The organism is Streptomyces ambofaciens ATCC 23877 (assembly GCF_001267885.1).
Lineage (GTDB): Bacteria > Actinomycetota > Actinomycetes > Streptomycetales > Streptomycetaceae > Streptomyces > Streptomyces ambofaciens.
The window spans coordinates 8,037,216-8,063,655 of sequence record NZ_CP012382.1 but is presented as its reverse complement, the minus strand read 5'-3'; the positions used below and the strand labels follow the sequence as shown (position 1 = coordinate 8,063,655).

At 69.0% G+C, this 26,440-nt stretch carries 25 protein-coding genes and 3 pseudogenes; 11 read left to right on the top strand and 17 right to left on the bottom strand.

What is annotated here, in order from left to right; genetic code table 11:
* Nucleotides 1-253 precede the first annotated feature (253 nt).
* On the top strand, nucleotides 254-859 hold the full coding sequence (locus SAM23877_RS35015) for a dihydrofolate reductase family protein (RefSeq protein ID WP_053141889.1): 606 nt from the start codon (nucleotides 254-256) through the stop codon (nucleotides 857-859).
* Between the two features lie 763 nt (nucleotides 860-1,622).
* Here SAM23877_RS35015 and SAM23877_RS39445 read toward each other — a convergent pair.
* From SAM23877_RS39445 to SAM23877_RS39440, 7 genes and pseudogenes are all read right to left on the bottom strand, one after another.
* Nucleotides 1,623-2,927 (bottom strand): hypothetical protein, encoded by a 1,305-nt coding sequence (locus SAM23877_RS39445; RefSeq protein ID WP_053141887.1) that lies wholly within the window; start codon nucleotides 2,925-2,927, stop codon nucleotides 1,623-1,625.
* A gap of 582 nt (nucleotides 2,928-3,509) precedes the next feature.
* Nucleotides 3,510-3,767: pseudogene (locus SAM23877_RS38585) on the bottom strand (response regulator); the annotation flags it as partial.
* A 124-nt stretch (nucleotides 3,768-3,891) separates the two neighbouring features.
* Nucleotides 3,892-4,560 carry a potassium-transporting ATPase subunit C gene (locus SAM23877_RS35000; RefSeq protein WP_053141885.1) on the bottom strand — a complete coding sequence of 223 codons (669 nt, stop codon included), beginning with the start codon at nucleotides 4,558-4,560 and terminating at the stop codon, nucleotides 3,892-3,894.
* Nucleotides 4,561-4,565: 5 nt separating this feature from the next.
* On the bottom strand, nucleotides 4,566-6,656 hold the full coding sequence (gene kdpB / locus SAM23877_RS34995; RefSeq protein ID WP_053143182.1) for a potassium-transporting ATPase subunit KdpB: 2,091 nt from the start codon (nucleotides 6,654-6,656) through the stop codon (nucleotides 4,566-4,568).
* Nucleotides 6,657-6,733: 77 nt separating this feature from the next.
* The gene (gene kdpA, locus SAM23877_RS34990) at nucleotides 6,734-8,398 is read right to left on the bottom strand and encodes a potassium-transporting ATPase subunit KdpA (RefSeq protein ID WP_053141883.1); all 1,665 of its coding nucleotides are present in this window, start codon (nucleotides 8,396-8,398) and stop codon (nucleotides 6,734-6,736) included.
* A 7-nt stretch (nucleotides 8,399-8,405) separates the two neighbouring features.
* Nucleotides 8,406-8,495, bottom strand: coding sequence for a K(+)-transporting ATPase subunit F (kdpF, locus tag SAM23877_RS36850; RefSeq protein ID WP_063484226.1), 90 nt, complete (start codon nucleotides 8,493-8,495; stop codon nucleotides 8,406-8,408).
* A gap of 244 nt (nucleotides 8,496-8,739) precedes the next feature.
* Entirely contained in the window at nucleotides 8,740-9,018 is a 279-nt protein-coding gene (locus SAM23877_RS39440) for a hypothetical protein (protein WP_053141881.1), read from the bottom strand.
* Between the two features lie 740 nt (nucleotides 9,019-9,758).
* Here SAM23877_RS39440 and SAM23877_RS34980 point away from each other — a divergent pair.
* The gene (locus SAM23877_RS34980) at nucleotides 9,759-11,714 is read left to right on the top strand and encodes an APC family permease (RefSeq protein WP_053141878.1); all 1,956 of its coding nucleotides are present in this window, start codon (nucleotides 9,759-9,761) and stop codon (nucleotides 11,712-11,714) included.
* 25 nt (nucleotides 11,715-11,739) lie between these two features.
* Here SAM23877_RS34980 and SAM23877_RS34975 read toward each other — a convergent pair.
* Nucleotides 11,740-12,093, bottom strand: a pseudogene (locus SAM23877_RS34975) (hypothetical protein); the annotation flags it as partial.
* Between SAM23877_RS34975 and SAM23877_RS41600 the strand changes: the two are divergent.
* On the top strand, nucleotides 12,039-12,278 hold the full coding sequence (locus SAM23877_RS41600; protein WP_425314798.1) for a hypothetical protein: 240 nt from the start codon (nucleotides 12,039-12,041) through the stop codon (nucleotides 12,276-12,278). The pseudogene SAM23877_RS34975 and the gene SAM23877_RS41600 overlap by 55 nt on opposite strands.
* 393 nt (nucleotides 12,279-12,671) lie before the next feature.
* The gene (locus tag SAM23877_RS34970) at nucleotides 12,672-13,097 is read left to right on the top strand and encodes a DUF6281 family protein (RefSeq protein ID WP_053141874.1); all 426 of its coding nucleotides are present in this window, start codon (nucleotides 12,672-12,674) and stop codon (nucleotides 13,095-13,097) included.
* 138 nt (nucleotides 13,098-13,235) lie between these two features.
* Here SAM23877_RS34970 and SAM23877_RS34965 read toward each other — a convergent pair whose 3' ends face one another.
* On the bottom strand, nucleotides 13,236-14,222 hold the full coding sequence (locus tag SAM23877_RS34965) for an aldo/keto reductase (RefSeq protein ID WP_053141872.1): 987 nt from the start codon (nucleotides 14,220-14,222) through the stop codon (nucleotides 13,236-13,238).
* A gap of 292 nt (nucleotides 14,223-14,514) precedes the next feature.
* The gene (locus SAM23877_RS34960; protein ID WP_053141870.1) at nucleotides 14,515-14,970 is read right to left on the bottom strand and encodes a MarR family winged helix-turn-helix transcriptional regulator; all 456 of its coding nucleotides are present in this window, start codon (nucleotides 14,968-14,970) and stop codon (nucleotides 14,515-14,517) included.
* A gap of 71 nt (nucleotides 14,971-15,041) precedes the next feature.
* On the opposite strand from SAM23877_RS34960, the gene SAM23877_RS34955 reads away from it, so the two are divergent.
* A complete protein-coding gene (locus SAM23877_RS34955; protein ID WP_053141868.1) occupies nucleotides 15,042-15,833 on the top strand; it encodes an SDR family NAD(P)-dependent oxidoreductase in 792 nt (263 codons plus the stop codon).
* Nucleotides 15,834-15,906: 73 nt separating this feature from the next.
* Here SAM23877_RS34955 and SAM23877_RS39845 read toward each other — a convergent pair whose 3' ends face one another.
* Together SAM23877_RS39845 and SAM23877_RS34950 are read right to left on the bottom strand one after the other, a co-directional pair.
* Nucleotides 15,907-16,188 (bottom strand): hypothetical protein, encoded by a 282-nt coding sequence (locus SAM23877_RS39845; RefSeq protein WP_159042044.1) that lies wholly within the window; start codon nucleotides 16,186-16,188, stop codon nucleotides 15,907-15,909.
* A gap of 188 nt (nucleotides 16,189-16,376) precedes the next feature.
* Complete coding sequence (locus SAM23877_RS34950; protein WP_053141866.1) at nucleotides 16,377-16,985, bottom strand: TetR/AcrR family transcriptional regulator; 609 nt, start codon at nucleotides 16,983-16,985, stop codon at nucleotides 16,377-16,379.
* Between the two features lie 36 nt (nucleotides 16,986-17,021).
* Here SAM23877_RS34950 and SAM23877_RS34945 point away from each other — a divergent pair, with 36 nt between their 5' ends.
* Complete coding sequence (locus SAM23877_RS34945; RefSeq protein ID WP_053141863.1) at nucleotides 17,022-17,813, top strand: alpha/beta fold hydrolase; 792 nt, start codon at nucleotides 17,022-17,024, stop codon at nucleotides 17,811-17,813.
* Between the two features lie 11 nt (nucleotides 17,814-17,824).
* Here SAM23877_RS34945 and SAM23877_RS42235 read toward each other — a convergent pair.
* Nucleotides 17,825-17,971: pseudogene (locus SAM23877_RS42235) on the bottom strand (NAD(P)-dependent alcohol dehydrogenase); the annotation flags it as partial.
* A gap of 80 nt (nucleotides 17,972-18,051) precedes the next feature.
* Between SAM23877_RS42235 and SAM23877_RS39840 the strand changes: the two are divergent.
* Both SAM23877_RS39840 and SAM23877_RS38575 read left to right on the top strand, forming a co-directional pair.
* Entirely contained in the window at nucleotides 18,052-18,399 is a 348-nt protein-coding gene (locus SAM23877_RS39840; protein ID WP_159042043.1) for a hypothetical protein, read from the top strand.
* Between the two features lie 22 nt (nucleotides 18,400-18,421).
* A protein-coding gene (locus SAM23877_RS38575; protein WP_425314797.1) for an IS5 family transposase occupies nucleotides 18,422-19,281 on the top strand; the annotation gives its coding sequence in 2 pieces (ribosomal slippage) (nucleotides 18,422-18,790 and nucleotides 18,793-19,281; 858 coding nt in all).
* Between the two features lie 106 nt (nucleotides 19,282-19,387).
* Here SAM23877_RS38575 and SAM23877_RS34925 read toward each other — a convergent pair.
* Complete coding sequence (locus SAM23877_RS34925; protein ID WP_053141854.1) at nucleotides 19,388-20,326, bottom strand: GlxA family transcriptional regulator; 939 nt, start codon at nucleotides 20,324-20,326, stop codon at nucleotides 19,388-19,390.
* A gap of 207 nt (nucleotides 20,327-20,533) precedes the next feature.
* On the opposite strand from SAM23877_RS34925, the gene SAM23877_RS34920 reads away from it, so the two are divergent.
* Nucleotides 20,534-21,223, top strand: a complete 690-nt coding sequence (locus SAM23877_RS34920) for a DJ-1/PfpI family protein (RefSeq protein ID WP_053141852.1) — start codon at nucleotides 20,534-20,536, stop codon at nucleotides 21,221-21,223.
* Nucleotides 21,224-21,379: 156 nt separating this feature from the next.
* Nucleotides 21,380-21,820, top strand: coding sequence for a DUF6010 family protein (locus SAM23877_RS34915; protein ID WP_053141851.1), 441 nt, complete (start codon nucleotides 21,380-21,382; stop codon nucleotides 21,818-21,820).
* A gap of 560 nt (nucleotides 21,821-22,380) precedes the next feature.
* Here the strand turns inward: SAM23877_RS34915 and SAM23877_RS34910 are convergent.
* The 3 genes from SAM23877_RS34910 to SAM23877_RS34900 all read right to left on the bottom strand — a co-directional run bounded on the left by SAM23877_RS34910 (nucleotide 22,381) and on the right by SAM23877_RS34900 (nucleotide 24,575).
* Nucleotides 22,381-23,310 (bottom strand): zinc-binding dehydrogenase, encoded by a 930-nt coding sequence (locus SAM23877_RS34910; RefSeq protein WP_053141849.1) that lies wholly within the window; start codon nucleotides 23,308-23,310, stop codon nucleotides 22,381-22,383.
* A 277-nt stretch (nucleotides 23,311-23,587) separates the two neighbouring features.
* Nucleotides 23,588-24,217: a LysE family translocator gene (locus tag SAM23877_RS34905; protein WP_425314796.1), complete on the bottom strand. Its 630-nt coding sequence runs from the start codon at nucleotides 24,215-24,217 to the stop codon at nucleotides 23,588-23,590.
* A 10-nt stretch (nucleotides 24,218-24,227) separates the two neighbouring features.
* A complete protein-coding gene (locus tag SAM23877_RS34900; protein ID WP_159042042.1) occupies nucleotides 24,228-24,575 on the bottom strand; it encodes a hypothetical protein in 348 nt (115 codons plus the stop codon).
* Nucleotides 24,576-24,947: 372 nt separating this feature from the next.
* On the opposite strand from SAM23877_RS34900, the gene SAM23877_RS34895 reads away from it, so the two are divergent.
* Nucleotides 24,948-26,294, top strand: coding sequence for an aminotransferase-like domain-containing protein (locus SAM23877_RS34895; RefSeq protein ID WP_053141843.1), 1,347 nt, complete (start codon nucleotides 24,948-24,950; stop codon nucleotides 26,292-26,294).
* Nucleotides 26,295-26,440 lie beyond the last annotated feature (146 nt).

Below are 26,440 nucleotides of genomic sequence, written 5' to 3'. Positions count from 1 at the left end.
CAGAACATCGAATACCCGCTTCCTGTACACCGGACTGTTGCCGCGTGCCATCCGTTGTGACTGAGCGTCGTAGTTGGCCACTGAGCGTTGTACTTGGCCTGGCTGAGCATGACGGTCGGCGTGGGCCGTCCGCGGGTGGCGCCCTGCCGATCGGTTCGGCTGCCACGGGTTTCTTGTTACTTCACAGCGTGGCCGATGAGTTTGTGGCTTCCGACCAGTCCAAGCTCGTGACACCCCAGGAAAGGACACCGCCATGTCGGAGCTTCTCGTCGACTTCATCACCTCCCTCGACGGCTACGCATCGGGACAGGGATGGCCAGGGTTCTGGGGCCTCGAAGGCCCGGAGTACCTCTCATGGCTCAGCGAGCAACCCGAAGCCACCTACCTGATGGGAGCGAACACCTACCGCCTCATGTCGGGCTTCGCTGCAGGCCAGGTCCCCGACGGCCAAGACGAGTTCAGGCCCGAAGAAGAGGCGTCCGTCGACGAGCTCACGCAAGCGTCCAAGGTGGTGTTCTCCTCTTCACTCGAGGAGCCACTGAGGTGGGCCAACTCCACGCTCGTCCGTGACGACGCCGTCGAGGCGGTCCGCGCCATGAAGTCGAGTGGCTCGGGGCTCCTCAGCACGATCGGCAGCCTCAGCCTGTGCCGGTCCCTGCTACGAGCCGGACTCGTCGACCGCTTCCGGGTCGTGATGTTCCCCGTGATCACCGGGGCCACGGGTGAAGAACGCATCTACGACGGCTATCCGGACGTTGCCCTCGAGATGAACGAGCACCGCACCTTCGACGGCCGCATCCAGCTGGTCGAGTACAAGCCCCGCGTGCTCGAGCACCCGCCGCTCGGTGCCCCCGCGTGACGCCGCCCGTCCGCCGGTCTGGACGGCCACCAGGCAAGCGGATGGCGGGTGATGACGGTCAGGACCCAAGCCTGCGGAGGGCTGCGGCTCCTGGTCCAGGCCGGACTGCGGCCGACGATACGTGACCACGGCGAACACGCGAGCTCCCCCTGTACGGCGGCCGGGGCACTGAGGAAGGAGCACTCGGCTCACGCGGTAGGGAAGGGCTGCCCGGTCATCAGCGGACCGTGCCAGTTCTGAAGCAGCTCGGTGCCGCAACAGGAACAGGGCCGGGCGTGCTGTTCGGTTTTCGTGCTTCTCAGTGTGAAGCTGGGCGAGTTCTCGGTCACTGAGTCGTCGTGGTTGACATTGAGGCGCCAGGTGGCTGGAGGGCCGTCCGAACAGCTGAGCCTGTCCTGCTGCGCATCGAAGCAGGCCGGTCACATGCACTGGACGACGGCCGCCGCGTAGGCTGATGCCTCCTCAGCCGTGCTCCACCGCATAGGGACGGAGATCAGCGGACCGCTGACTTCACTGATCAAGGGGCCGGTCGGCCAGGGCGAGGTGCTCTCCTCGTTCTCGGGGGCATCGCACCACCGTTCAAGCAGCGCGGCCACGTACACCGCGATGCGTTGTGAGGGAAGCTCTCCCCCTCACCGCCCATGTAGCGGTCGTGCAGGTCGCTGCAGAACCGGCCGGCGATCTTGTCGCCTGCCGGTCTGTCGCCTTCCCAGACTGCAAGGCCGTAGCTCAGGAACCGGAGCCTCCCACACCGCACTGCCTTTCACAGCTCCTGGCAGGCGGACCGGACCTCTCGCAGAAGTGTCCGGTAATCCTCGCCGTAAGCGGCCACGGCCGCATACACCGCATCCAGGGCCGCCTGGAGCGGGTCGGGTTCGGCCGCGCCGAGCAGCGCGGGCAAAGCCATGTGGGGCTGGGACATCCGCAGGGACGGGTCCGGCTCGCCGAGCGTGACCCTCACCGTGAACGGCATCGCTCCCCCGGGCTCCGGTGTCGGTGGTACGGCAGGGTCCGGCGGCTCCACCAAGGTGGCTGCGGGACCTGTGATCCGCGGGAGGGCCATGGGCTTGGGCATCGGAGTGTGTGCGTCGCTGCGGGCAGGTGGCTGGAAGGGGGGCCGCTTGGGCGGGACGGCCCGACCGACGGTCCCGCCGGGGACTTGGGGGTCCGCTCCCAGAGTCCGCCACGCCTGGGCCGGGTCATCGAGGGGCGGTGGCAGCGGGCGGCCTTCGGCCAAGGCAGTGAGCCCTGCGGCGATCCAGCCGAGGTCGGTGAGCCCGGCCACCTCACAGGCCCGGCGTGCGGCCAGCAGCGCTGTCGCCCGCTGGGTCTCGGGCGTGGCGGCATCGATGGCGTGGACGAGGTCAGGGTCGAAGGCGAGCAGGCCGCGGACGTTACCCCCGACCTCGCGCAGGGTGCGGCTCGGTGATCGTCCGCCCCACTGCCACCGTTCGTGGGCGAGCCGGCGTTCTTCCTCGGCCTGTTCCCGCGCGAGGCGGGCTTGGCGTTCGGCCTCGGCGCGTTCGGCCGGTGTGGGTGGAGCGGGCTGGCGGCGGGCGTAGTCGTGCCAGTACGCGGCAGTCGCCGAGGTCTGTTTCAGGATGCGGTCCGGTGCGGGTGGAGCGGGCCAGAACTGCAGCAAATAGCGGTCCAAGTGCGGCTCGTCGTCCAGCCGGGTTCCCTGGCGATGCGCCTCGTCCAGGCCCTGGGCGCAGTAGCGCACCCGGTAGTCCGTCTCTTCCAAGTCGAGATCCCAGGAAGCTTCCCCTGCCCACTGCGTGAGAGCGCTGCCGGCCGAGACGGGCCGGAAGGATGCCTCCACGACGTCCTCCCACACCGGATCCAGCGGCGGGGCCTGGTCGTGCACCTCGACGGTGAAGCCGACGTTGCCCATGTGCAGCCCGGTCGACAACCACAGCGCGCCGGGTACCGCGGCCCCGCACAGCCCGGCGCTCTGCCCGGCAAGAGACTCCTGGAGGTCCGGGCCGAAGCCGTCCGGACCACTCACGACATAGATCTGGCCGTATTCAACGTGGACTTCGCCCTCAACTGGCCTGCGCACCCTCATCCCCTCGTCGCCGGGAACGCGTGATACCTGGCAACCTACTGGTTCGCGAACCGCTGCGGGTTGCGTTGGTTGCCGCCCGGCAAGGCCATGGCCTCGATCGACGATCGACCTGCGGCGGCCGTCAAGCAGCAGTCCCCCGCAGATGGCACTCATTCTTTGCCCGCCGGTCCTTGCACGCCACGAGAGGTGCACATGCAGCCGCGTATAGCGCCAACTTCACCGGAACATGCCTCACTTTCACTGCGTGCGTCCAACCAACCTGCCCAGGAACCGCCGGACTGGAAAACCTGAGGGTTGTCCTATGAGGGCGGATCAGCCTGGGCCCTGCGGGCGAGTTCAGAGCCCTCGCGGACGGATGAACATGGCCCTCTCGCCACGGTCATGATCCCGGATCGTAAGCTGCGGGCATGGGGTGGGGGAAGACGGAGCAACCCGGCAGGCTCCGGCGGCTCACCTGGTCGAATGACGAATGGAACCATGCGGCCGCGCTGTGCACGGGGTGACTCCCGCTGGTGTGGCTGGCGTGGTGGTTCGCCATGGAGGCGGGCCGGGACGACTACGACCAGGACGGCGGCGCCTACCTTCGCCGGAAGCCTGACGGGCCGACAGCACCAGAATCAGCACACGGGTCCAGCCGCGCAGCGCCTTGATGACGTCGACGCCGTCCATGTCCGGCAGGCCGAGGTCGAGGAGCACCACGTCCGGCCGGCCCGCGACCGCCAGGCGCAGGGCCGTGGCACCGTCCGGTGCCGCCTCGACACCGTAGTGGCGGGCCCGCATGTTGAGGACGAGCGCGCGTACGAGCTGGGGGTCGTCTTCCACGACCAGCACCCGGGTCATCGGTGTGTGCCTTTCCTCTCGTGCACGGCGGCCAGGCGGACCACTGGTGGTTCGGTGCGGTGGGAGCCGGCGGTTCCGGGAAGGATTCCGGGCGGCCGGCTCCCACGCCCCCGGCGTAAACCCGTCACCTCTCGGCCGCGAGTTCCTTGAGCGCGATGTTCAGTTCGAGCACGTTGACCCGGGGGTCGCCGATGAAGCCGAGGGTGCGGTTCTCGGTGTGCTCGTCGACCAGCTTCTGGACCTGCTCGGCGGGCAGGCCGTTCTTCTCGGCGACCCGGTGGACCTGGAGGTCCGCGTACTCGGGGGAGATGTCCGGGTCGAGGCCGGAGCCGGAGGAGGTGACCGCGTCGGCGGGTACGTCCGACGGCTTCACGAGGTGGCCGGGTACGGAGTTGTCCTTGACGACGGCGGCCTTGGCGTCCTTCACCCACTGGGCGAGTTCCGGGTTGTCGGCGGAGCGGTTGGTCGCTCCGGACAGGATCAGGTCGTACTGGGTGTTGATGGTGTTGGTGCCGAGGCCGTTCGCCGGGCGGCCCTGGAACCACTTCAGGTCCGGCTCGGGGGTCTCCTGGCCCTCCTTCAGCGGCAGGTGGTACGACTGACCGATCAGGGACGAGCCGACGACCTTGCCATCGACCGTGATCTCGGAGCCGTTGGCCTTGCCGGGAAAGAGCCCCTGAGCGATGCCGGTGATGACGAGTGGGTAGATGATGCCGGTGACCACGGTGAGGACGAGCAGGGCGCGCAGGCCCGCCCCGAGCAGCCGGGCCGTGTTGGTGACGGAGGTATTCATGTCCTTCAGCCGATTCCGGGGATGAGCGAGACGATGAGGTCGATGATCTTGATGCCGATGAACGGGGCGATCAGGCCGCCCAGGCCGTAGACGGTGAGGTTGCGGCGCAGCATCCGGTCGGCGCTCATCGGCCGGTACCGCACCCCGCGCAGGGCCAGCGGCACCAGTACCACGATGATCACGGCGTTGAAGATCACCGCGGACAGGATCGCGGAGTCCGGCGAGGACAGGCCCATGATGTTGAGCTTGTCCAGGCCCGGATAGACCGCCGCGAAGAGCGCCGGAATGATCGCGAAGTACTTGGCGACGTCGTTGGCGATGGAGAACGTCGTCAGCGCGCCCCGGGTGATCAGGAGCTGCTTGCCGATCTCGACGATCTCGATGAGCTTGGTCGGGTTGGAGTCGAGGTCGACCATGTTGCCGGCCTCCTTGGCGGCCGACGTGCCCGTGTTCATCGCCACGCCGACGTCGGCCTGCGCGAGCGCGGGCGCGTCGTTGGTGCCGTCGCCGGTCATCGCGACCAGCTTGCCGCCGGCCTGCTCCCGCTTGATGAGCGCCATCTTGTCCTCGGGCGTGGCCTCCGCGAGGAAGTCGTCGACGCCCGCCTCGTCCGCGATCGCCTTCGCGGTCAGGGGGTTGTCGCCCGTGATCATGACCGTCTTGATGCCCATGCGGCGCAGTTCCTCGAACCGCTCCCGCATCCCCTCCTTGACGACGTCCTTGAGGTGGACGACGCCCAGGACCCGGGCACCGCGCTCGTCCTCGACGGCGACGAGCAGCGGCGTGCCGCCCGCTTCGGAGATGCGGTCGGCGGTCGCGGCGGCGTCCTCGGCGACCGTGCCGCCCCGCTCCCGGACCCAGCCGGTGACCGAACCCGCCGCGCCCTTGCGCACCCTGCGACCGTCCACGTCCACACCGGACATGCGGGTCTGGGCCGTGAACTCGATCCACTCTGCGCCGGCCAGCTCGCCCTGCTGCCGCTCGCGCAGCCCGTACTTCTCCTTGGCGAGGACGACGACGGAGCGGCCCTCGGGGGTCTCGTCGGCCAACGAGGAGAGCTGGGCGGCGTCCGCCAGCTGCGTCTCGGTGGTGCCGCGCACCGGCACGAACTCGGCCGCCTGCCGGTTGCCGAGCGTGATGGTGCCGGTCTTGTCCAGCAGCAGCGTGGAGACGTCGCCGGCGGCCTCGACGGCGCGGCCGGACATGGCCAGCACGTTGCGCTGGACCAGGCGGTCCATGCCGGCGATGCCGATCGCGGAGAGCAGGGCGCCGATCGTGGTCGGGATGAGGCAGACCAGCAGGGCCACCAGGACGACCATCGTCAGGTGAGTGCCGGCGTAGTCGGCGAAGGGCGGGAGGGTGGCGCAGGCCAGCAGGAAGACGACGGTCAGCGAGGCCAGCAGGATGTTCAGCGCGATCTCGTTTGGCGTCTTCTGCCGGGCCGCCCCTTCGACGAGGTTGATCATCCGGTCGATGAAGGTCTCGCCCGGCTTGGTGGTGATCCGGACGACGATGCGGTCGGAGAGCACCTTCGTCCCGCCGGTGACGGCGCTGCGGTCGCCGCCGGACTCCCGGATGACGGGCGCCGACTCGCCGGTGATCGCCGACTCGTCGACGGAGGCGACACCCTCGACGACATCGCCGTCGCCGGGGATGACGTCGCCGGCCTCGCAGACCACCAGGTCGCCGATCCTCAGTTCGGTGCCGGGAACCTCGGTGCCGTCGACGCGGCGGGCGACGGTGTCGGTCTTGGCCTTGCGCAGGGTGTCGGCCTGCGCCTTGCCGCGCCCCTCGGCAACGGCCTCCGCCAGGTTGGCGAAGAGCACGGTCAGCCAGAGCCAGGCGCTGATCGCCCAGCCGAACCAGTCGCCCGGGTCCTTGAAGGAGAAGACGGTGGTCAGGACGGAGCCGACGAGAACGACGAACATGACGGGCGACTTGACCATCACCCGCGGGTCGAGCTTGCGGAAGGCGTCGGGCAGCGACCTGGCGAGTTGCCTCGGGTCGAAGAGGCCCGCGCCGACGCGACCCTCCTCCGGCTGGTGCCCGGTGGGTGCGTCGCTGTGCGGCGCCCGGGTCGGGGTGGCTGTGGACATCGCGTCCTCGTGCTTCCCGGGGTCGGTGAGTTTCTGGGTGCCGGTGGGCTTCGGGACACCGGTGCCCGCGCGGGGGGTCATGCCGCCAGTCCTTCGGCGAGCGGGCCCAGCGCGAGTGCCGGGAAGTACGTCAGACCGGTGATGATGAGGATGGCGCCCGCCAGCAGGCCGGTGAACAGCGGCTTCTCGGTGCGCAGGGTGCCCGCGGTGGCGGGGACCGGTTTCTGCTCGGCCAGCGAGCCGGCGAGCGCCAGGACGAACACCATCGGCAGGAAGCGGCCGAGGAGCATGGCGAGGCCGAGGGTGCTGTTGAACCACTGCGTGTCGGCGTTCAGGCCGGCGAAGGCGGAGCCGTTGTTGTTCGAGGCCGACGTGTAGGCGTAGAGGATCTCGGAGAATCCGTGCGCCCCGCTGTTGGTCATCGAGTTGCCCGGGGTCGGCAGGGCCATGGCGGCGGCGGTGAGGACCAGGACCAGGGCGGGCGTGATGAGGATGTAGAGGGCCGCGAACTTGATCTCGCGGGTGCCGATCTTCTTGCCCAGGTACTCGGGGGTGCGGCCGACCATCAGACCGGCGATGAACACCGCGATGACCGCCATGACCAGCATGCCGTAGAGACCGGAGCCCACACCGCCCGGCGCGATCTCGCCCAGCATCATGCCGAGCATGGTGATGCCGCCCCCCAGGCCGGTGTAGGAGGAGTGGAAGGAGTCCACGGCGCCGGTGGAAGTCAGGGTGGTCGACACCGCGAAGATCGACGAGCCGCCGATGCCGAAGCGCAGCTCCTTGCCCTCCATCGCGCCCCCGGCCGCCTGCAGCGCCGGGCCGTGATGGGCGAACTCGGTCCACATCATCAGGGCGACGAAGCCGACCCAGATGGTGCCCATGGTCGCGAGGATCGCGTGACCCTGGCGGACCGAGCCGACCATGACACCGAAGGTCCGGGTCAGGGCGACCGGGATGACCAGGATCAGAAAGATCTCGAAGAGGTTGGTGAACGGGGTGGGGTTCTCGAAGGGGTGGGCGGAGTTGGCGTTGAAGTAGCCGCCCCCGTTGGTGCCCAGCTCCTTGATGACCTCCTGGGAGGCCACAGCGCCGCCGTTCCACTGCTGCGTGCCGCCCATGAACTGTCCGACCTCGTGGATGCCGGAGAAGTTCTGGATGACCCCGCAGGCCACCAGGATCAACGCGCCGACCACGGCGATGGGCACCAGGACGCGGACGACACCGCGGACCAGGTCCGCCCAGAAGTTGCCGAGTTCACCGGTGCGGGACCGAGCGAAGCCGCGGACGAGGGCGACGGCCACGGCGATGCCGACGGCGGCCGAGACGAAGTTCTGCACGGCAAGCCCGGCGGTCTGCACGACGTGGCCCATGGCCTGCTCGCCGTAGTACGACTGCCAGTTGGTGTTGGCCACGAAGGACGCGGCGGTGTTGAACGCCTGGTCCGGGTCGATGGAGGCGAACCCCAGCGAGCCGGGCAGCACGCCCTGGAGCCGCTGGAGCAGGTAGAGGAAGAGGACTCCGGCGAGGGAGAAGGCGAGGACGCCGCGCAGGTACGCGGGCCAGCGCATCTCTGTGTCCGGGTCGGCACCGATGCCCTTGTAGATCCACTTCTCCACGCGCCAGTGCGTGTCGGAGGAGTAGGCCCTGGCCATGTAGTTGCCGAGGGGGACGTAGGCGAGCGCCAGCGCCGCTATGAGCGCGAGCAGCTGGAGCACGCCGGCGAGGACGGGGCTCATCTGGTGCTCAGAACCTCTCCGGGTAGATCAGGGCGAGGGCGAGGTAACCGAGCAGGGAGACGGCCACGATCAGGCCGACGATGTTCTCGACGGTCACAGCTTCGTCACCCCCTTGGCGACGAGAGCCACGAGCGCGAACACCGCGATCATGGTGACGACGAAGGCCACATCGGCCATCGCGAGCTCCTAGTGAGGTGCGAACGAGATACTGACGAGAAGAGGAAAGCCCCTCCGGGGCCGGATTCGGCCACCGTTGACGACCTCCTTACGGCGGCCCGGCCACCCTTGACACTTCCCTTACGACCGCGTTTGCCATGGCCGCCGGGCGGGCACGGTCGCTCTCAGGCCGGACGGAACCGCAGCCGGCAGATCACGGCGCCGGTCTCGCGCCGCACGGCGTGGGCGACGACGACGCCCCGCTGGTTCTGCAGCAGCCGCTGCCACCACCGCTCCGGCTCGACCTCGGGGATGATCGCCTCGGGGCCGTACGCCACCGACGCCATCGCGTCCAACGACAGGGCCGCCAGCCCTGTGACGGTTGTCAGCCGGTGCCGATCACCGGTATCCGGTGGTTCCTCGACGGCGGGCTTCGTACCCTGCTCGGCGGTCGGGACGGGCATGGGCTGGTCCTCCTTCACGGATCGACGCCCGCGCGAGCGGGGAAGCGATGCGCGGGAGCGCCCAGGATCAGTCCGATACAGACCGCTGCGGCCCCTCCCTTGCGCGTTCTTCGCGCCGGGCCGGCCGGCTTTGACGCCGCCCTGACACGCCTGTGCCGCGCACCACCGTGCTGCCCCCGACGGCGAGTCCGGGACCTGGACGGCGTCGACCTCGACGTCCAGGCCGGCACGTCGCCCCGGACGTCCCGCCCGGCGTCAGGAAGGAGCAGGGAGTACGTCAGGGAGGCGTCATGGAAGCGCCGGAGCCCCACTGCCGTGCCTGGCATCAGCCGCATGGGACGCCGCAGGAATCCGCGCAGCGTGGTCGACACCGACCCGCGGCCGCCGACCGAAATGGGACCAGCCGCATGACGGAGGGCATCGACCGTGAGAGCGCTCAGGCCGTGTTCAAGGTGTCGGACCTGGGGTGACGCCCGACTGCCGGGTGCCCCTCACCGGCCGGCGTCGGGATGCCGCCGGTGCTCTCCGCGCACCGCCCTCGAACGGCGCAGTCCGTCACCACCACAGCCCCAGCTCGCCGCTGCCGGACCGCAGCCGTCCGACATGCTCGTCTTAACGCAAACCTGACGCCTCCAGCCGCCCTGAGCACGGGCCCATGGGTCACTCTCTGCTTACGCTGTTCGAGCCGTCCGCGTGATGGCCGGAGCACCACACCCAGCCGCACGTAGGAGAGCACGTCCATGGGCACCACCGAGCACCCGCCGCCCCACCGCCTGCGGGCTTGGATGCTGGAGGGCATGTCCGACATGGGCAAGGGCGGCGGCCTCCAGGGCCCGCACGCCCAGCCGGAGCCGCCGCACAAGGGTCAGCCCTGGTACCGGGTGATGTGCCTCACCGGCGTCGACTACTTCTCCACCCTCGGCTACCAGCCCGGCATCGCCGCCCTCGCAGCGGGCCTGCTCTCCCCCGTGGCCACCATCGTCCTGGTGATCGTCACCCTGGCCGGCGCCCTGCCCGTCTACCGGCGGGTTGCCGAGGAGAGCCCTCACGGACAGGGCTCCATCGCGATGCTGGAACGGCTTCTGACGTTCTGGAAGGGCAAGCTGTTCGTCCTCACCCTGCTGGGCTTCGCGGCCACCGACTTCCTCATCACCATCACCCTGTCAGCGGCGGACGCCTCCACCCACCTGGTGGAGAACCCCCATGTGGCCGACGCCCTGCACGACAAGCAACTGGTCATCACCCTGATCCTGATCGCCCTTCTGGGCGCGGTCTTCCTCAAGGGCTTCCTGGAGGCGATCGGGGTCGCGGTGGTTCTGGTGGGGATCTACCTCGCGCTCAACGTGGTCGTGGTCGCAACGGGCCTGTGGCACGTCGCCACCGAGGGGCACGTCGTCACCGACTGGTCCGGCGCCCTGACCGCCGAACACGGCAACGTCTTCGTCATGATCGGCGTGGCCCTGATCGTCTTCCCGAAGCTCGCGCTCGGCCTGTCGGGCTTCGAAACCGGCGTGGCTGTGATGCCGCACGTCCGGGGCGGCCCCTCGGACACGGAGGAGAAGCCCGCAGGCCGGATCCGGGACACGAAGAAGCTGCTCACCACCGCCGCTCTGATCATGAGCGCCTTCCTGATCACCACCAGCTTCATCACGACACTTCTGATCCCCGAGCGGGCGTTCGAGCCGGGTGGCGAGGCCAACGGCCGTGCGCTGGCCTACCTGGCACACGCATATCTGGGGAACGTCTTCGGCACGGTCTACGACGTCTCGACCATCGCCATCCTGTGGTTCGCCGGCGCCTCGGCCATGGCGGGGCTGCTCAACCTCATGCCCCGCTACCTGCCCCGTTACGGCATGGCACCGCACTGGGCCCGCGCCGTCCGGCCCATGGTCATCGTCTTCACGCTCGTCGGCTTCCTCGTCACCTGGATCTTCGACGCCGACGTGGACGCCCAGGGCGGCGCCTACGCGACCGGCGTCCTGGTCCTCATCAGCTCGGCCGCCATCGCGGTGACCATCGCCGCCCGCAGGGCGGGCCAGCGAGGCTGGACCATCGCCTTCGCGGTCATCTCCGCGGTCTTCCTCTACACCACCGTCCTCAACATCATCGAGCGTCCGGACGGCGTCAAGATCGGCGCCTGCTTCATCGCCGGCATCGTTCTGATCTCCTTCTTCTCCCGCCTCGCCCGCTCCTTCGAGCTCCGCGTCACCGATGTGGAGTTCGACGCCACCGCGGAACGATTCGTCCGGGACATCGCAAGCCGCAAGATCCGCTTCATCGCCAACGAGCCCGACAACCGGGACGTGACGGAGTACCGCGACAAGATCGAACAGATCCGTGCCGACCACGAGGTCCCGTCCCAGGAGGACTTCGTCTTCGTCGAGGTGACCGTCACCGATCCCTCGGAGTTCGAATCGGGTCTGACCGTCCGGGGTGAGGTGATGCACGGCCGCTACCGCGTGCTGACGCTGGAGAGCTCGTCCGTCTCCAACGCCCTGGCCGCCTTCCTCCTCCACGCCCGCGACCTCACCGGCCAGATCCCGCACATCTACTTCGAGTGGACCGAGGGCAACCCCTTCACCAACTTCCTCCGCTTCTTCCTCTTCGGCCAGGGCGAGGTCGCCCCGGTCACCCGCGAGGTACTGCGCGAGGCGGAACCCGACCGCTCCCGACGCCCCCGGGTCCACGTCGGCTGACGCGACGTCCCGAGATCCATGGGAGTCAGGCGGGGAAAGCCGTCGCCGTGCGGTGGTCGGCAATCAGCTGTGCGTAGCGGTGACCGCTGGCCTTGATCATGCGTTGTTGCGTCTTGAAGTCGACGTGGATGAGCCCGAAGCGCTTCGGGGCGTCGGGTACAGGGACCACCCGATACGAGGGCGCGGGAAGGTCGGGGGCGTCCTGGATGATCTGCCGGAAGTAGTAGTTGAGGCCGAGGTGGTCGAGCGGGGCGGCGATGGTCTCGGTGTCACCGGGGCGCTCCGGTAGGGCGACGCCGTACACCTCCTGCATGTCGGCCGGAAATCCACGGCCGTGAACGGGGTCGAGCCACCAGCGGTTGTTGTGTCCGTCGGCGCGTCACTGCACAGAGCCTCCTGCGCGCGTGGCTCACTGAACGCTTCCCCGGACGGGACGAGGAGCTCATCAACATGGCGGCGGACATCACCGTCCGCATGACGATCAGCCACCTCCTCCTCCCCGGCGCGGAGCCCCGGCCCACCGCGCAGCGGCTCACTGCGGCCGTGCTCAAGACCTTGCGGTAATCACCCCTGCCTATCTGCGACTTGTCGACCGGCACGCGGCCTCGGCTGTGCCCCGCAGGCGGACGCCGGGCGCAGGGAGAAGACGTCGAGGTCACCCTCGTCCATGCCGTGAAGCAAGCCGACCGGGCTCCAACCGACGTTCACCAGCAGGCGCCGCATCGCGTGGTTGGGCGTTGCCCCAGACATGGGCGGCTGGGCAGACGGGCAGGGCGTCCAGAATCTCGTGTGGGGTTCTGCGAGCGGGGCGAGTCACCGAAAGCGGAACGAACCAGTTCGCCTCGAGTTCCGTCATGGTCATGAAGTGATCGTGAGCCGCCCCCGGGGCCCGAACTCCCCATAGAACATGCGGCACCTGGTAAGACGGAGCGAGCACGCTCCAGAAGGAGCCCACTGATGCGAATCAGCACGTCAAGCCGACCCAACGCCGCCATGTCGACGCCGTCGCGGCGGCTGCCGTGGTACGCGGCCGTGGTCGTCACCGCGCTGACGACCGCCTGCACGGCACAGGGCGGTGGCGGGGAAGCCGAAGAGTCATGCGCGATCGCTGCTCTGTACGGGGGCCGCACCTATACGCAGGTGGCCAACGTCGACTTCGCCGTTGGCGAAGCACTCGGCCCCGCCGAGTTCCCGCCCTGCGATGACACGCCGGGCCACGACGACGATGACGCGGGGCCCGAACCGGTCACGGCCTATGCCGTCGACGGCTTGGATCCACGTATCGCCATTGCGATGCGGTACACCCCGGACGAGATCATGCTTCTTGCCGCCCAACCCGGTGGCAGCCTGCCCCCAGAGGTCGAGGCCCTGCTACGAGGTTGAGGTTGGATCAGCGTGCGGACCAGAGAAGACGCCTGCTTCCCGAACCGACCGGTCGCGGCTTTCGACCACCAGTAGCGAACATCACGCGACTCACTTTTCCAGCCCGGATGAAGGCTGCACTGCTGGGACGTGGCTGGTCTACTTGTCGACCAGGTTCATGTGCATCTCGTTGTAGCGGTCGCCGCGAACGCCGATGCGGGCTGCCAACGCGTCCAGGTCCATCCGCTCGTCGGCGGACAGCGCGAGCTGGGTGGCGGCGGCGTTCTCCTCCACCCGTGCGATACGCCGGGTGCCGGGGATCGGCGCAATCGACGGGTGCTGAGCCAGCAGCCAGGCCAGGGCCACCTGCCCGGGGGTGGCGTTCTTCGCTTGGGCCAGGCCGGCGACGTGGTCGATCAGTGCCTGGTTGGCGGCGAGGTTGGCCTGGTCGAACCGCGGGATGGTCGTGCGGATGTCACCGTCGGTGAACGCGGTCGTGGTGTCGACGGTGCCGGTGAGGAAGCCCTTGCCGAGCGGGCTGAAGGGGACGAACCCGATGCCGAGTTCGGCGAGCGTGGGCAGGACTTCGGGCTCGGGGTCGCGGGTCCACAGGGAGTACTCGCTCTGCACCGCGGTCACAGGGTGGACGGCGTGCGCCCTCCGGATCGTCGCGGCACCCGCCTCGGACAGGCCGAAGTGCCGTACCTTGCCTGCCTGCACCAGCTCGCCGACCGTGCCCGCGACGTCATCGATCGGCACGTCGGGGTCGACCCGGTGCTGGTAGAAGAGGTCGATCGTGTCCGTGCGCAGGCGGCGCAGTGAGGCGTCGGCGACCCGCCTGATCTGCTCCGGTCGGCTGTCGAGCCCGACGGACTTGCCGTCTTCGATGCGCCAGCCGAACTTGGTGGCGATGACGACCTGGTCACGCGCCGGGGCGAGCGCCTCGCCCACCAGTTCTTCGTTGACGTAGGGGCCGTAGACCTCGGCGGTGTCGAAGAACGTGATACCGCGGTCGACGGCGCCGCGCAGCACGGCGATCATGTCCTGCCGGTTGCCGGGGTTGGGGCCGTAGCTCTGGGACATGCCCATGCAGCCCAGGCCGATCGCCGAGACCTCGAGGCCCTGACCGAGGGTACGCGTGTGCATGATGGTGCCTCCTGTGCTGTCGGTGGTCGGGATCCGGCGGCCGGAACCACGGTGCAGTGGCTGCTGGTGCGGTCCGGGTCTGCGGTGGCCCCGTCGTCTTCCGTAGCGGCTCAGGCGGCCAGCAGCTACAGGGCGTCGTGGACGGGGTGTGGGGCGGCGCCGTACGCGGTCAGGCAGGCCGGGCCGTGCGGGCACTTCCATGGCATCGAAGTCCAGACTGACCTCACCGACAGCAGGACGACGTCTGGGAGCGGCCGGGCTCTGCCCGCGGGATCGCGGTCCGGTCACCGTCTCATGCTTCCCGGGCCACGTCGGCCACCTGGTCGAGCAGCCCCCGCAGCTGGGCTGACTCCTTCAGGCCGAGACCCTCGATGATCCGCAGCTCGATGTCGGCGATCGCTTTGTCGGCCGCGCGCAACGTCTCTCGCCCGGCCTCGGTGAGGTGCAGCTCCTGCACGTGCCGGTGGCGCGGGTGCTCGCGTCGTTCCACCTGCCCACGGCTCTCCAGCCGCGCCACGAGTGAGGCCACGGCTTGAGGGGTGACGTTGAGTCGGCGGGCCAGCTCGGCGCCGGTAAGTCCCGGCTCGGAGTGCACCGAGATCAGGAGCGTGTAGTGCGAGGCCGCCAGCCCCAGCGGGCGCAACCGCCGCTCCTTGAGTGTCTGCACAGCCAGTTCCGCGCGGCGCAACGCCCAGGTGACCCGGTCAAGAGCACCGGCCCCGACGGGGTCCTCATCGTTTCCTGTCACAAGCTGAGGATATGACACTTCACTACTATCAAGCGTTTGACAGCTGCCTAATGGTTGAGTGAAATGGTTCCATGACTCGCACCCTTGCTCTGATCACTGGCGCCTCCTCCGGCATCGGCGCTGCTTACGCCCGGCTACTCGCGGACGACCACGACCTCGTCCTGGTGGCGCGGCGCGCCGACCGGCTCGCCGACCTCGCCGAGGAACTCCGCGCCGGTGGGGCAGCCGTCGAGGTGCTGCCCGCCGACCTCATGACCCACGACGGCATCAACCACGTCACCGGCCGCCTGGCTGCCGGTGACGTAGGCATGCTGATCAACAACGCCGGTGCCGGCGGCTATGCGCCGCTGACCGATGTCGAGCCGGCCGACATCAACCGTCTGCTCACCCTCAACGCCGTGGCCCCCATTCAGCTGGTCCGCGCTGCGCTTCCCGGAATGCTCGCGGCAGGCACGGGCTCGATCATCACCGTCGCCTCGCTGCTCGCCTTCAGCGCGGGCGTCACGGACCCGCGAGCGCCTCGGCGCACCCTGTACGTCGCCGCGAAGGCCGCCACCCTGAGCTTCACCCGCACGCTCGCGGCCGAGATCGCCGACACCCCGCTCCGGGTCCAGGTCGTGTGCCCCGGCGTCGTAGCGACGGAATGGAACGGCGGCGCCGGCCACGACATCCCTTGGGCGATGTCGCCCGAGGACGTCGCGTCAGCCAGCCTGACCGGCCTACGCCTCGGCGAAACCATCTGCGCACCCGGTCTGGAGGACCAGGACTCGGCCCTGGATATCCTGCTCGCCGCAGAGGCCGCGTTCGTCACAGGCGGCAACCAGCCCTCACTTGCGGCCCGCTACGCGCAAGCGAGCGCTTAGGGGGGTCGCGGCTGGTGGGCAGGGGGACAGGCCGCGCGCCAGCAGCGTGAGTCTCGAATTCGATATCCCCCACTCATCGTGCGTGGCGAGATGGCCAGTTGGTGTCGATCGAGCCACCGGCCGCAAGTCCGCCCAGCTCATCGCAGACGCCGAGTTCAACCGCGCTGAATGACAGGCTCCCCCCGAGACAGATGATGCTGGCGAGCAGGACGACTTCAGCAAGGGTGGTGCGGTGTACGTGCCGCTCGCCATCACACCATTGGTTCGTCTTCCGCCAATCCAGATGCGCCCGCCGGAAAAGGTCCTCTCGACAATCACTCAGCGTCCGCGGAGCAACGGCTTCGTCCTTCAGCAACACTGCGTACTCTGGGAGGACTCGGTGAGGACGGGTGCCACTTCCAGGCCCGCATAGGTGGCCGCGAAAGGGGACCTTGCCGAGTCCTTCAGCAGCGAGGTCGCGCAGCTGGTGCGCCCGCGTCCTGGGCCATCCGACCGGCCACGGGCGGCAACACGGAGCGCCGTCCCGCGCCCGCCGCCGGGCCCTCACGGGGCGAGCTTGCGGATCAGGTCCTGGGTGAGCCGTACCGTCGCGAGCAGCTCCTCGCGGGGGGCGCCGAGCCGGGCGCGGAGCGACAGTCCATGCCAGATGGACTGGACGAGTCCGGTGAGGGACGCCGCGTCGGTGTCCGCGGCCAGGTCGCCGTCCCGGATCGCTCGGTCGATGCGCTCCCGCAGGGTCCGTTCGTTCGCGTTCTGGAGTTCGGCGAAGTAGGCGCTCGCGTCGAGCGTGTTCGTGCTGTCCGTCATCACGGCGCTGCTGAGAAGGCAGCCCGGGTGGGTGTTGCTCGGCCGACTGAACTCGTCGACCGACTCGACGAGGACGCGCTCGACGACGGCGTGGACGTCCCCTTCCGCAACGGCCCGCGCGTAGATCTCCCGGTAACGCTCTGCGTAGGTCCGCACGGCCTCCTCGAACAGCCCGGCCTTGCTGCCGAACGCGGCGTAGAGGCTCGATGTCGACAGCCCCAGGGCAGCGGTCAGGTCGCGCGTCGAGGTGCCTGAATAGCCGCTGCGCCAGAACAGGCGGGCGGACTCGAGGATCACGTGATCCCGGTTGAAGGCCCTGGGGCGTCCTCGCTGTCGTTGTTCCACCCTTGCATTGTAGAGCGTTTGCTCCATAATCAGTTTATGGAGCAAACGATTCAGAAAAGAGTGTCGGTCGGTGGCGGCAGCTGGGTCACGGTCGACGTGCACGGCGATCCCGGCGCCCCGGGCCTCGTCCTCCTCCCGGGCGTGATGAGCGACGCACGCGCGTGGCGCCACGTCGCCTCGGCCATCAGCACGTGGCCGTCCGTCATGGTCGTCAACCGCCGGGGACGCACCCCCTCAGGGCCCCTGACCGACACCTACTCTCTGCGCACCGAGGTCGAGGACCTGGACGCCCTCCTCGACGCCTTCCCCGGAACATCGGCGGTCTTCGGCTGGAGCTACGGAGGGCTGATCGCGCTGCTCGCCGCCAACGAGCGCCCCCTGGGCAGACTGATCGCCTACGAGCCCGTGATGCGTCCCTTCGGCCGTCACGCCCTGCCCGATCTCAAGGCCGCGCGGGAGAACGAAGACTGGGACGCGACCGTCGACATCGTCAACCGGAAGATCACCGGCCTGGACCCGGCGCGGGTGAAGGCCCTACGGGCGGACCGCCAGGTGTGGGAGGCCCTTTGTCGCCTGAGCGAGCCACTGTACGACGAGACGCTGGCCGTGAACGAACCGCTGCCCGACGCCCTGGCCCGCAAGGCGGACCACGTCGATCTGATCGTCGGCGGCGCGAACCGGAGCACCGCTCCGTACGGGACGGCCTTCGACGACGTCTGTCACCGTGTCCCCGCTGCCACCGTCCACGAACTTTCGGCCCAGGGCCACCTCGTCCACCTGGAAGCCCCCGAAGAACTCGCCCGCCTGATCGACAGGCTGAGCACGTAGGCGCAGCAACCCATGGGGAAGGCCGTGTCCACCGCGGGGTTCAGCTTGCCCTCGGCCCCATGGCGGGCGAGGTCGTCGAAGCCGGCCCCTGTGGGGTTGCCGCTGAAGAAGCGCACCCGCCCCTGTCCGTGGACCGTGCCGGCCACGAGGTAGCCCAGCTAGGGCGTTTCTTTCGGATCATGAAAGTGAGCTGTTGGTCGATAAGATCGATGGTCCGTGGAGCAAGCGAGGGGGTGTGATGACGCTCGTCATCGAGCTGCGGCGCGGGGTCTCAACCGCTCGGACCGGACGGAAGTCAGGACCGCGTCCTGCAGCGGGGGCACTTGAGCGGATAGTCGTCGATGACGAGCTGTGGGCGGCCCTGGAAACGTTGGGCCGACACCGGCTGCCCACCCTGGCTGACGTCGATCCTTATGGGGACACCGTGCTGCGCGGTGAGGCAGTGGACCGCTTGGTGCGGGAGCTGGAAGGTTCGGATCTTGCTCGGCTGAGAGGCGCCGAGAGCCAAGCCGTCTCGACGCTACTGGCCTGGGGTCTGCGCTGCCGCGCGGACAGAGACCTGCGCATTGCCTTCTCGGGCGATTAGTCCGCCACTCTCCGATCATCTGATCGTTGGTCCGGGTGTGCCGTTGACTGACGCGCAGTGGGCGCGGATCGAACCCTTGCTCCCGGACCGGACACCGCGGCGTGGTGGCCGGTGGCGGGATCACCGCCAGGTGATCGACGCGATCGCCTGGAAGTTCCAGACGGGATCGCAGTGGATCCACCTCCCCGAGAAGTACGGCAACTGGCGAGGCGTCTACAACCGGCTGCGGATGTGGGCCATCGACGGCACCTGGGAACGGGTGTTCACCGCGCTGGTCGCACAGGCCGATGCCGATGACGACCTCAACTGGGCTGTCTCGGTGGACTCCACCATCGTGCGCGCACACCAACACGCGGCCGGGGCCCGCAAAAAGGGGCCCCAGCAGGCGAACCAGCAAACCACGCCATCGGCCGGTCCCGCGGCGGACTGACCACAAAGATTCACCTGGCCTCCGATGCCCAATGCCGGCCACTGGCCTTCGTGCTCACCGCCGGACAGGCCGGTGACGCACCCGCCTTCGCTCACGTCATGACTCGCCTTCGCGTTCCTCGACGGCGCGGACGGCCCCGCACCAGGCCGGACGTGGTCCTGGCCGATAAGGCGTACTCCTCCCGCGCGATCCGTGAACACCTGCGCAAGCGCGGTATCCGGGCGGTCATCCCCGTGCCGGCCGATCAGCGCGGCCACCGGCTGCGGCGCGGCAGCCGGGGCGGCAGGCCACCCGCCTTCGACCGCGAGGCGTACAAGCAGCGCAACACCGTCGAACGCTGCATCAACCGCTTGAAACAGTGGCGAGGCATCGCCACCCGCTACGAGAAGACCGCGACCATCTACCTGGCCGGACTTCACATCGCAGGCATCTTTCTGTGGTCTGCCCGCTGATCCAAACGAATGGCCCTACGTCACGGGCCGATTCGGGCCGAAGGCGACGGTGACCATGCGCCCACCGGAATTCAGTAGGCCCCTGAAGAGCCCATCTCATCGCTGTTCAACTGAACGTGCGCCGGTAGGTCTGCGGGCTGACGCCGGTGGTGCGTTTGAAGCGGTCACGGAAGGTGGTGGGTGAGCCGAATCCGACCTGGCTGCCGATGCGCTCCACGGAGTGCTCCGTGGTTTCCAGCAAGTGCTGTGCCTGGCGGATACGGGCCCGGTGGAGCCACTGGAGCGGCGTGGTGCCGGTCTGGTCGCGGAAGCGGCGGATCAGGGTGCGGGTGCTGGTTCCGGCCCGCTCGGCGATGTCGGCGAGGGTGAAGTCGCGGGCCAGGTTTTCCTGTAGCCAGGTGAGCAGCGTCTCAAGCTCGGAGCCCCGCGGTGTGGGTGCGTGGTCGTGGACGATGAACTGCGCCTGTCCGCCCTCTCGTTCGAGAGGCATCACGGACAGGCGGGCGGCGTCGGCGGCGACGGCCGAGCCGTAGTCACGGCGGATCAGGTGCAGACACAGGTCCATGCCCGCCGCGGCGCCGGCCGAGGTGAGCAACTGGCCGTTGTCGACGTAGAGGACGCCCGGGTCGACGTCGAGGTCCGGGTGGGCGGCAGCCAGCAGACCGGCCGCGCGCCAGTGGGTCGTGACGCGCAGTCCGTCGAGGAGCCCGGTGTCAGCCAGGGGGAAGGCGCCCACGCAGATGGAGGCGATCCGGGTGCCGTCGGCAGCGGCCGACCGCAGCGCATCGTGCACGGCGGGAGGGAGTGAGGCACCAAGATCGGCGACGCCCGGCACGATGATCGTGTCCGCACCCTGAAGGCCCTCAAGACCCCAGGGGGCCCGCAGGGTGAAGGCTCCGGCGTCGACCTCGTCGCGCTCGGCGCACACCCGTACCTGGTAGCCGGACCGCCCGTCGGGCAGGCGGGTCCGGGAGAAGACCTCGATCGGAGTGGACAGGTCGAACGGGATCACCTGATCCAACGCGAGCACGGCAACCGTATGCATGGCCAGAACTTACCTCCCCACCAGCTCGACGGACCTGGGCCGCCCTTCCCGCAGGCCCACGTCATCGCAGTTCACACGCTCTCAGCAAGCGTTGGCACTATCCCGTTGAAACCTGTCACCAGTGCCACTGGGCGAGTACCCAGGAAGCCGGTTGACTTCGGAGCGTCCGATGGAAATCGACGCCGAGACCGAAGGAACCCCACACCCATGCACACCCAGGTCGTCCTGTTCGATGGCTTCGACCCGCTCGATGCCATCGCCCCCTTCGAGGTCCTGCACGCCGGCGGCTCGGCGACGGACGGCGCGGTGACCGTCGAGCTGGTCACCGCGGAGGGCCCTCGTGAGGTCGTCAGCGGCATCGGAGGACTGACGCTGCGCGCCGTCGGCGCCCTCGACCTGGAGCGCGCCGACATGCTTGTGGTACCCGGCGCCTCCGGCCGCCTGGGCGAACCCGGCGAGGCCCGGGAAGAAGAGGTGGGCGCCGGCGAGCGGAAGCAGGACGAGTTCATCCCGGTGCTGCTGGGCCGCACGCTGACCACCGAGCTCCCTGCGCTCCTCGGGCAGGCAATGGACGACCCGGACATCACCGTCGCCACCGTCTGCGGCGGCTCGCTCGTCCTGGCCATGGCCGGCCTGCTGCGGGGACGTCACGTCACCACCCACCACATGGGCCTCGACATGCTGGAGACCACCGGCGCCCACGCGATCCGCGCCCGCATCGTGGACGACGGCGACCTGATCACCGGCGCCGGCGTGACCTCCGGTCTCGATCTGGGTCTGTACCTACTGGAGCGCGAGGTGGGCCCCCGCGTCGCGCACGCCGTCGAAGAACTCATCTCCCACGAGCGGCGCGGCACCGTCTGGCGCGCACAGGGTCCGACGCCCACCCCCCTCTGAGCGCCCGGCCCTCCGCAGAGCAGTCGCTCATCGGCGTACTGACACTCCTGATCCTGCCCACCCGGGACCGCGCTCTGGCCGAGACGTCGGTGCTCGCGCTGCGACAGCTCGCCCGCGGCGATTCGGCCCGCCCCAGGAAGAAGAAGTCATCCCCTCATGAACCTTGTGTCACCAGTGATCGTCGGCATCATCTACTGCCTGCTGATGTCCCTGATCAAAGAACCGCACCGACGCCGCTTCAACGCGATCATGGTGGGCGGAGCCGGCGCCGCCTATCTGAGCGGGGGCGGTTTCGGACCGTGGGAGCTCCCATTCGTCGCACTCACGGCCTACGTCGCCTACCGCGGCCTGGACTCCTGGGCCTTCATCGGCGTCGGCTGGCTGCTCCACACGGCCTGGGACATGGCCCATCACCTCAAGGGCAATCCGATCCTGCCGTTCCACCACGACGCATCTCTGGCCTGTGCCATCTGTGATCCGGTCATCGCCCTGTGGTGCTTCCGCGGAGGCCCTTCCCTGGTCGCGCTCGTCCGCCGCCGGTTCCGGCCCGGCCGGACAGCGGACCACGCGTACGATCACGTCTCCGCCCCCTCCTGACCGGACGGTTCGTCTGACCCGGTCCACGGTCGTCGCGGCCGGCCTCGGAGTCGCGCTCATCCCCCGCCTCGGAGTGATCGACCGCCGCGGCGGCGTCGTCCTGCGAGGGGTACGGCGCCCGGAGCCGGTCAAGACCATTTACGCGGCTGTACGGGAGAGCGACTCGGCGCAGTCCGCCTGGAGCACGCTGCTTCAGGCGCTGGGGGAAGCGTCACGGCAGCCCGCCTCGGCCGGCCCGAGGCGGGTTGCGACGGCATGTCGATTGACGACGCGACCGGCCCGGCTCGCGCAGGTCATTGCTCCGAGCAGCACGGCGGCGTTTTCGACGGTTGCGGGGCGGCGGGCGGAGCGTCATCGGCGAGGCCGAGTCCGGTGCCGGACGGAGGGGGTGGCGGAAGTCCCGGAATCGCGGTGCTCCGGGCTGCTCACGGGTCTGTCGCCGACCGAGGTGATGCCCGGCTCTGCGGCACGGATCTCAACGCCCTTGCGCGACCGCGTAGCGGGGCGGTGCCGTGCGTGTACCCCGGGGGCCGCCCCCCTGGAGGACGCCTGTTCGCGGGTCAGGAGATCTCCAGGACGGCCTTGCCGTGAAGACGGCGGTTCAGCAGGGCGTCGACGGCGTCTGCCGCTCTGTCCCAGCCGCCGCGCCAGGAGATGTTCGGGTCGAGTCGGCCCAGGGCCACCTCGTCCGCGAGCCACCCCAGGTCCGGCGCCAGTCCCGTACAGGCCGGCAGCGAGAAGGTGACGAGGGAACGGTCGTGCCGCCCGCCGTCGCCGAACAGGGCACCGTAGGGAAACGACTCCCCCTCGTGCGCGGCGTGCCCCACCGCGACCAGGGTGCCACCCTGCGTCAACAAGGCGAAGTACTCGACGAGTTGCGGTCCTCCCACCATGTCCACGATGCCGTGCACCGGATCGGCGATGTCACCCGGCCCGGCGACCACCTCATGCGCCCCCTGAGCCAACAGAACCTCCCCGTGCTTGCGAGGGTTACCGGTGGAAGCGATGACATACGCACCGGCGCGCCGGGCGAGCTGAACGGCGTAGCGTCCGGTGCCGCCCGTGGCACCCGTGATCAGGACACGTCTGCCCAGGACCGGGCCGAGGCGGTGCAGGGCTCGGAGGGCGCTGGTCCCCGCTACGGGGACCGTGCTGACGGCTCCTGGATCTGATCCGGCTCGGGCGGTGCCGATCCAAGCGGTGTCGACGGCGCGCAATTCCGCCCAGGCACCGTCGACACCGAGAGTGACCACGGGCGTTCCGGCCGCCGGGCCGGATCCGTCGGCGGCGGCCTCGAGCACCACTCCCGCCGCATCCCATCCGAGCACGGCGCCCTCGGGAGCGTCCCGCAAGGCGAACCTGACCTCGCCGTAGTTGAGGGAAGTAGCCGTGACCCGTATCAGTGCCTGATGGGGAGCGGGGCGGGGATCGGGAGCCGGACCGAGTCGCAGCCCGGCCGGTGCGGAACGGTCGACGAGAAGCGCACGCATGACAAAAGACCTTTCACAGAAGCGTGGTGGGGCAGTGAATCCTTGACAGCAGTAGCGAGCGGCTCCCCTTCAGTGAGCGGAAGAAGCTCCGCACGCGCCAGGCCCTGATCGACACCTCGCTGGGCCTGTCGCGCCCCCTTCCTCGGCACACTCGAAGCCTGCGAGCGGGCCTGCGCGGCACTCCCGAACAGCCTCACTCCGGCCATCGAACTGAAGGTGTCGCAGACATGAGCGGCACAGCGGTTTCCCCCACTGCCCGGCTCGTGCCGCTGTGGCATCAACTCGGTCCGACCGGAGCCGATGTGTCGACGGCCAGGGAGACGGCGAGGGCGCCGAGCACCGTGCCCATCAAGTAGCGCTGCACCCTCAGCCAGGAGGGGCGGCGGGACAGGAAGGCGGCGATCGTGGCGGCGGCGAGCACGATGGTCAGGTTCACCGCCACACTCACCATGATCTGGATGGAGCCGAGGACGAGGCCCTGGAGGAGGACGTGGCCGTTGTCGAGATCGACGAACTGGGGCATGAGCGACAGGTACATGATGGCGATCTTCGGGTTGAGCAGGTTCGTCATCAGCCCCATGGTGAACAGCTTGCGCGGCGAGTCGTGCGGCACGTCCTGCGGGTCGAAGACGGAAAGGCCGCCCGGCTTCAGCGCGTTCCAGGCCAGATATGCGAGGTAGGCGGCGCCGGCCAGCTTCACCGCGATGTACAGCTCGGGCACGGCGGTGAAGATGACCGTCAGGCCCACGCTCGTGGCGACCAGATACACCACGAAACCCAGAGCCACACCGCCGAGAGAGATCATCCCGGCCCGCCTGCCCTGGGTGATACTGCGGGAGACGAGATAGATCATGTTCGGGCCGGGGGTGAGCACCATACCGAGCGCCACCACCGTCACACCGAGCATTGCGCTCGGATCAACCACGCGAATCCCCCACTCCCCGGCGCACGGCCTCGGCGAGGTCGTGAGTGATGTCGTGCAGAAGGTGGCGCGTGAGGAAGTCGACGGTGAGCAGTGGATCGGCCAGCCGCGGATCGTCGCGGGCCCAGTCATCAGCGGTGAGCCCGGCCAGGCGGTGGGCCAGGGCCTCAGCGGCTCGCCCCAGTTCCTCCGCCACGAGCGACGGCTCCTCATCCCGGTAGTACGGAACGGCCTCCGGCGGGTGAACCACTGGGGCCCTGGCTTCCGCACCGACCGCCCGGCCCGGTGCAATAGTTGCTTCTCCCAGGATTGCATCGAGCCGGAAGTGGAACAGCAGGCACATGTCGCGGACGTGACAGCCGCGCTCCAGAGGAGACCAGGCGGGTACTCCCATACGTCGCGTGCCGAGTCGCGGGTCCCGTAAGAGCCGCTGCCAGCAAGACGCCACCTCTCGCAGCGCTTCGGCCATCGCGTCCGGTCTGATGCGGCGGAGGCCGAAGCCGCAGTGACGGCATGCGAACGGCGGTCCGGCAGTGCGACCGATTGATAAGGGCTTCGATCTCGTCACGTTCACTGGAACCCAGGACCCCTCGTTCCATCGGACATTCCCACGACCATATTGCAGGGAGACGGATCAATGCAATCTTTCATATTGCACTCGGTGCAATTCTCTGGTTGGATGTAGGCGCATCCATGGACGAGGGGGACGTATGCCATGAAGGACTATCAGAGCGTCGCGGACGTGGTGGCCGGGGCGATCCAGTCCGGTTCCCTCCGACCCGGTGACCGCCTCCCCCCGCAGCGCGAGTTCGCACGGCGGCACGGCATCGCCAACTCCACCGCCACGCGCGTATACCAGGAACTGGCCCGCCGTGGCCTGACAGTGGGCGAGGTAGGACGCGGGACCTTCGTACGCGCGACGCACGCGGGCTCCGGTGTCTCCGCTCCCGCCCTCACGGAGCCGGCGGTCGGCCGGATCGACCTGGAGCTCAACTACCCGACCACCCCCGAGCAGAGCACCCTGCTTTCAGCAGGACTACGCGGCCTGCTGAGCCCCGACGCCCTCGGGCACGCCTTGAGGCCAGTAGGCGCTTCCGGTGTGCCCGCCGCCCAGGAATCCGCCGCCGGCATCCTCGTCCGTGGCGACTGGCACCCCGACCCCGCGCGAATCCTTTTCGCGGGCAACGGACGGCAGGCCATCTCGGCCGTCATCACCGCCCTCGTACCGCCAGGCGGGCGTCTCGGCGTGGAAGAGCTCACCTACCCGTTCGTCAAGGCGGTAGCCGCCAGACTCGGCATCACTCTCGTCCCTCTGCCCATGGACGACCATGGACTCGTCCCAGAGGCGGTGGCGGAGGCCCACGCCATGTCCCCCCTGCACGCCGTCTACGTCCAGCCGAGACTGCACAACCCCCTCTCGCTGACGATGCCCCAGCAACGCGTCGAGCAGCTGACCGAAGTCCTGCTGAGGCTCGACCTCTTCGCGATCGAGGACGCCATCTGGGCGTTCCTGCGCGACGAACTGCCGCCGCTGGCTGCCTACGCCCCCGAGCGGACCGTCCTCATCGACAGCCTGTCCAAACGCCTCGCCCCCGGCCTGACCCTCGGCTTCGCCGTGGCACCCGCCACCGTGACCAGTGCGATCACTGCCGCCCTGCGGTCGGGCGGCTGGACCCCCATGCGTTTCGCCCTCGAGGCCGCCCACCGCTGGCAGCAGGACGGAACCGTGAGGAAACTGGTGGCCGCCAAGCAGCGGGAAGCGGCGGCACGGCAGGAGATCGCGGCCCGCCAGCTCGCCGGTTTCACCGTACGAAGCCATCCGTGCTCCTACCACTGCTGGTGGCAACTGCCCCGTCAATGGCGCGCGGACACCTTCGTCGCGGCCGCCGCACGGCACGGCATCGGGGTAGTACCCGCCGCCGCCTTCACCGTCGGCGACAGTCACGCCCCCAACGCCGTGCGCGTGGGCCTAGCCACTCCACGGCCTGACATCCTGTCTCAGGCGCTCGGCACGCTCGCCGAACTCGGCCGGTCCGCCCCGGAAGACCTCGTCACCGACTGACTCCTGTCTCGATCTCGCCAGCCGCGACCTGCCGTCCTGCGCCCCCGCCCTGAACGGCTCCAACGGGCCGACCGGCCAGGCTCCTAAGGGCACTCCGCCGCTGGTTCCACGGCGACCGGGTTCCCCTCCCGGGCGAGGAGGACGAC

Excerpts from the sequence above, each read along its gene's own strand:
- SAM23877_RS35015 (WP_053141889.1), top strand. The coding sequence starts at position 254 with ATGTCGGAGCTTCTCGTCGACTTCATCACCTCCCTCGACGGCTACGCA.
- SAM23877_RS39445 (WP_053141887.1), bottom strand. The coding sequence starts at position 2,927 with ATGAGGGTGCGCAGGCCAGTTGAGGGCGAAGTCCACGTTGAATACGGC.
- SAM23877_RS35000 (WP_053141885.1), bottom strand. The coding sequence starts at position 4,560 with ATGAATACCTCCGTCACCAACACGGCCCGGCTGCTCGGGGCGGGCCTG.
- kdpB (WP_053143182.1), bottom strand. The coding sequence starts at position 6,656 with ATGTCCACAGCCACCCCGACCCGGGCGCCGCACAGCGACGCACCCACC.
- kdpA (WP_053141883.1), bottom strand. The coding sequence starts at position 8,398 with ATGAGCCCCGTCCTCGCCGGCGTGCTCCAGCTGCTCGCGCTCATAGCG.
- SAM23877_RS39440 (WP_053141881.1), bottom strand. The coding sequence starts at position 9,018 with ATGCCCGTCCCGACCGCCGAGCAGGGTACGAAGCCCGCCGTCGAGGAA.
- SAM23877_RS34980 (WP_053141878.1), top strand. The coding sequence starts at position 9,759 with ATGGGCACCACCGAGCACCCGCCGCCCCACCGCCTGCGGGCTTGGATG.
- SAM23877_RS34970 (WP_053141874.1), top strand. The coding sequence starts at position 12,672 with ATGCGAATCAGCACGTCAAGCCGACCCAACGCCGCCATGTCGACGCCG.
- SAM23877_RS34965 (WP_053141872.1), bottom strand. The coding sequence starts at position 14,222 with ATGCACACGCGTACCCTCGGTCAGGGCCTCGAGGTCTCGGCGATCGGC.
- SAM23877_RS34955 (WP_053141868.1), top strand. The coding sequence starts at position 15,042 with ATGACTCGCACCCTTGCTCTGATCACTGGCGCCTCCTCCGGCATCGGC.
- SAM23877_RS34945 (WP_053141863.1), top strand. The coding sequence starts at position 17,022 with ATGGAGCAAACGATTCAGAAAAGAGTGTCGGTCGGTGGCGGCAGCTGG.
- SAM23877_RS39840 (WP_159042043.1), top strand. The coding sequence starts at position 18,052 with ATGACGCTCGTCATCGAGCTGCGGCGCGGGGTCTCAACCGCTCGGACC.
- SAM23877_RS34925 (WP_053141854.1), bottom strand. The coding sequence starts at position 20,326 with ATGCATACGGTTGCCGTGCTCGCGTTGGATCAGGTGATCCCGTTCGAC.
- SAM23877_RS34920 (WP_053141852.1), top strand. The coding sequence starts at position 20,534 with ATGCACACCCAGGTCGTCCTGTTCGATGGCTTCGACCCGCTCGATGCC.
- SAM23877_RS34915 (WP_053141851.1), top strand. The coding sequence starts at position 21,380 with ATGAACCTTGTGTCACCAGTGATCGTCGGCATCATCTACTGCCTGCTG.
- SAM23877_RS34910 (WP_053141849.1), bottom strand. The coding sequence starts at position 23,310 with ATGCGTGCGCTTCTCGTCGACCGTTCCGCACCGGCCGGGCTGCGACTC.
- SAM23877_RS34905 (WP_425314796.1), bottom strand. The coding sequence starts at position 24,217 with ATGCTCGGTGTGACGGTGGTGGCGCTCGGTATGGTGCTCACCCCCGGC.
- SAM23877_RS34900 (WP_159042042.1), bottom strand. The coding sequence starts at position 24,575 with ATGTGCCTGCTGTTCCACTTCCGGCTCGATGCAATCCTGGGAGAAGCA.
- SAM23877_RS34895 (WP_053141843.1), top strand. The coding sequence starts at position 24,948 with ATGAAGGACTATCAGAGCGTCGCGGACGTGGTGGCCGGGGCGATCCAG.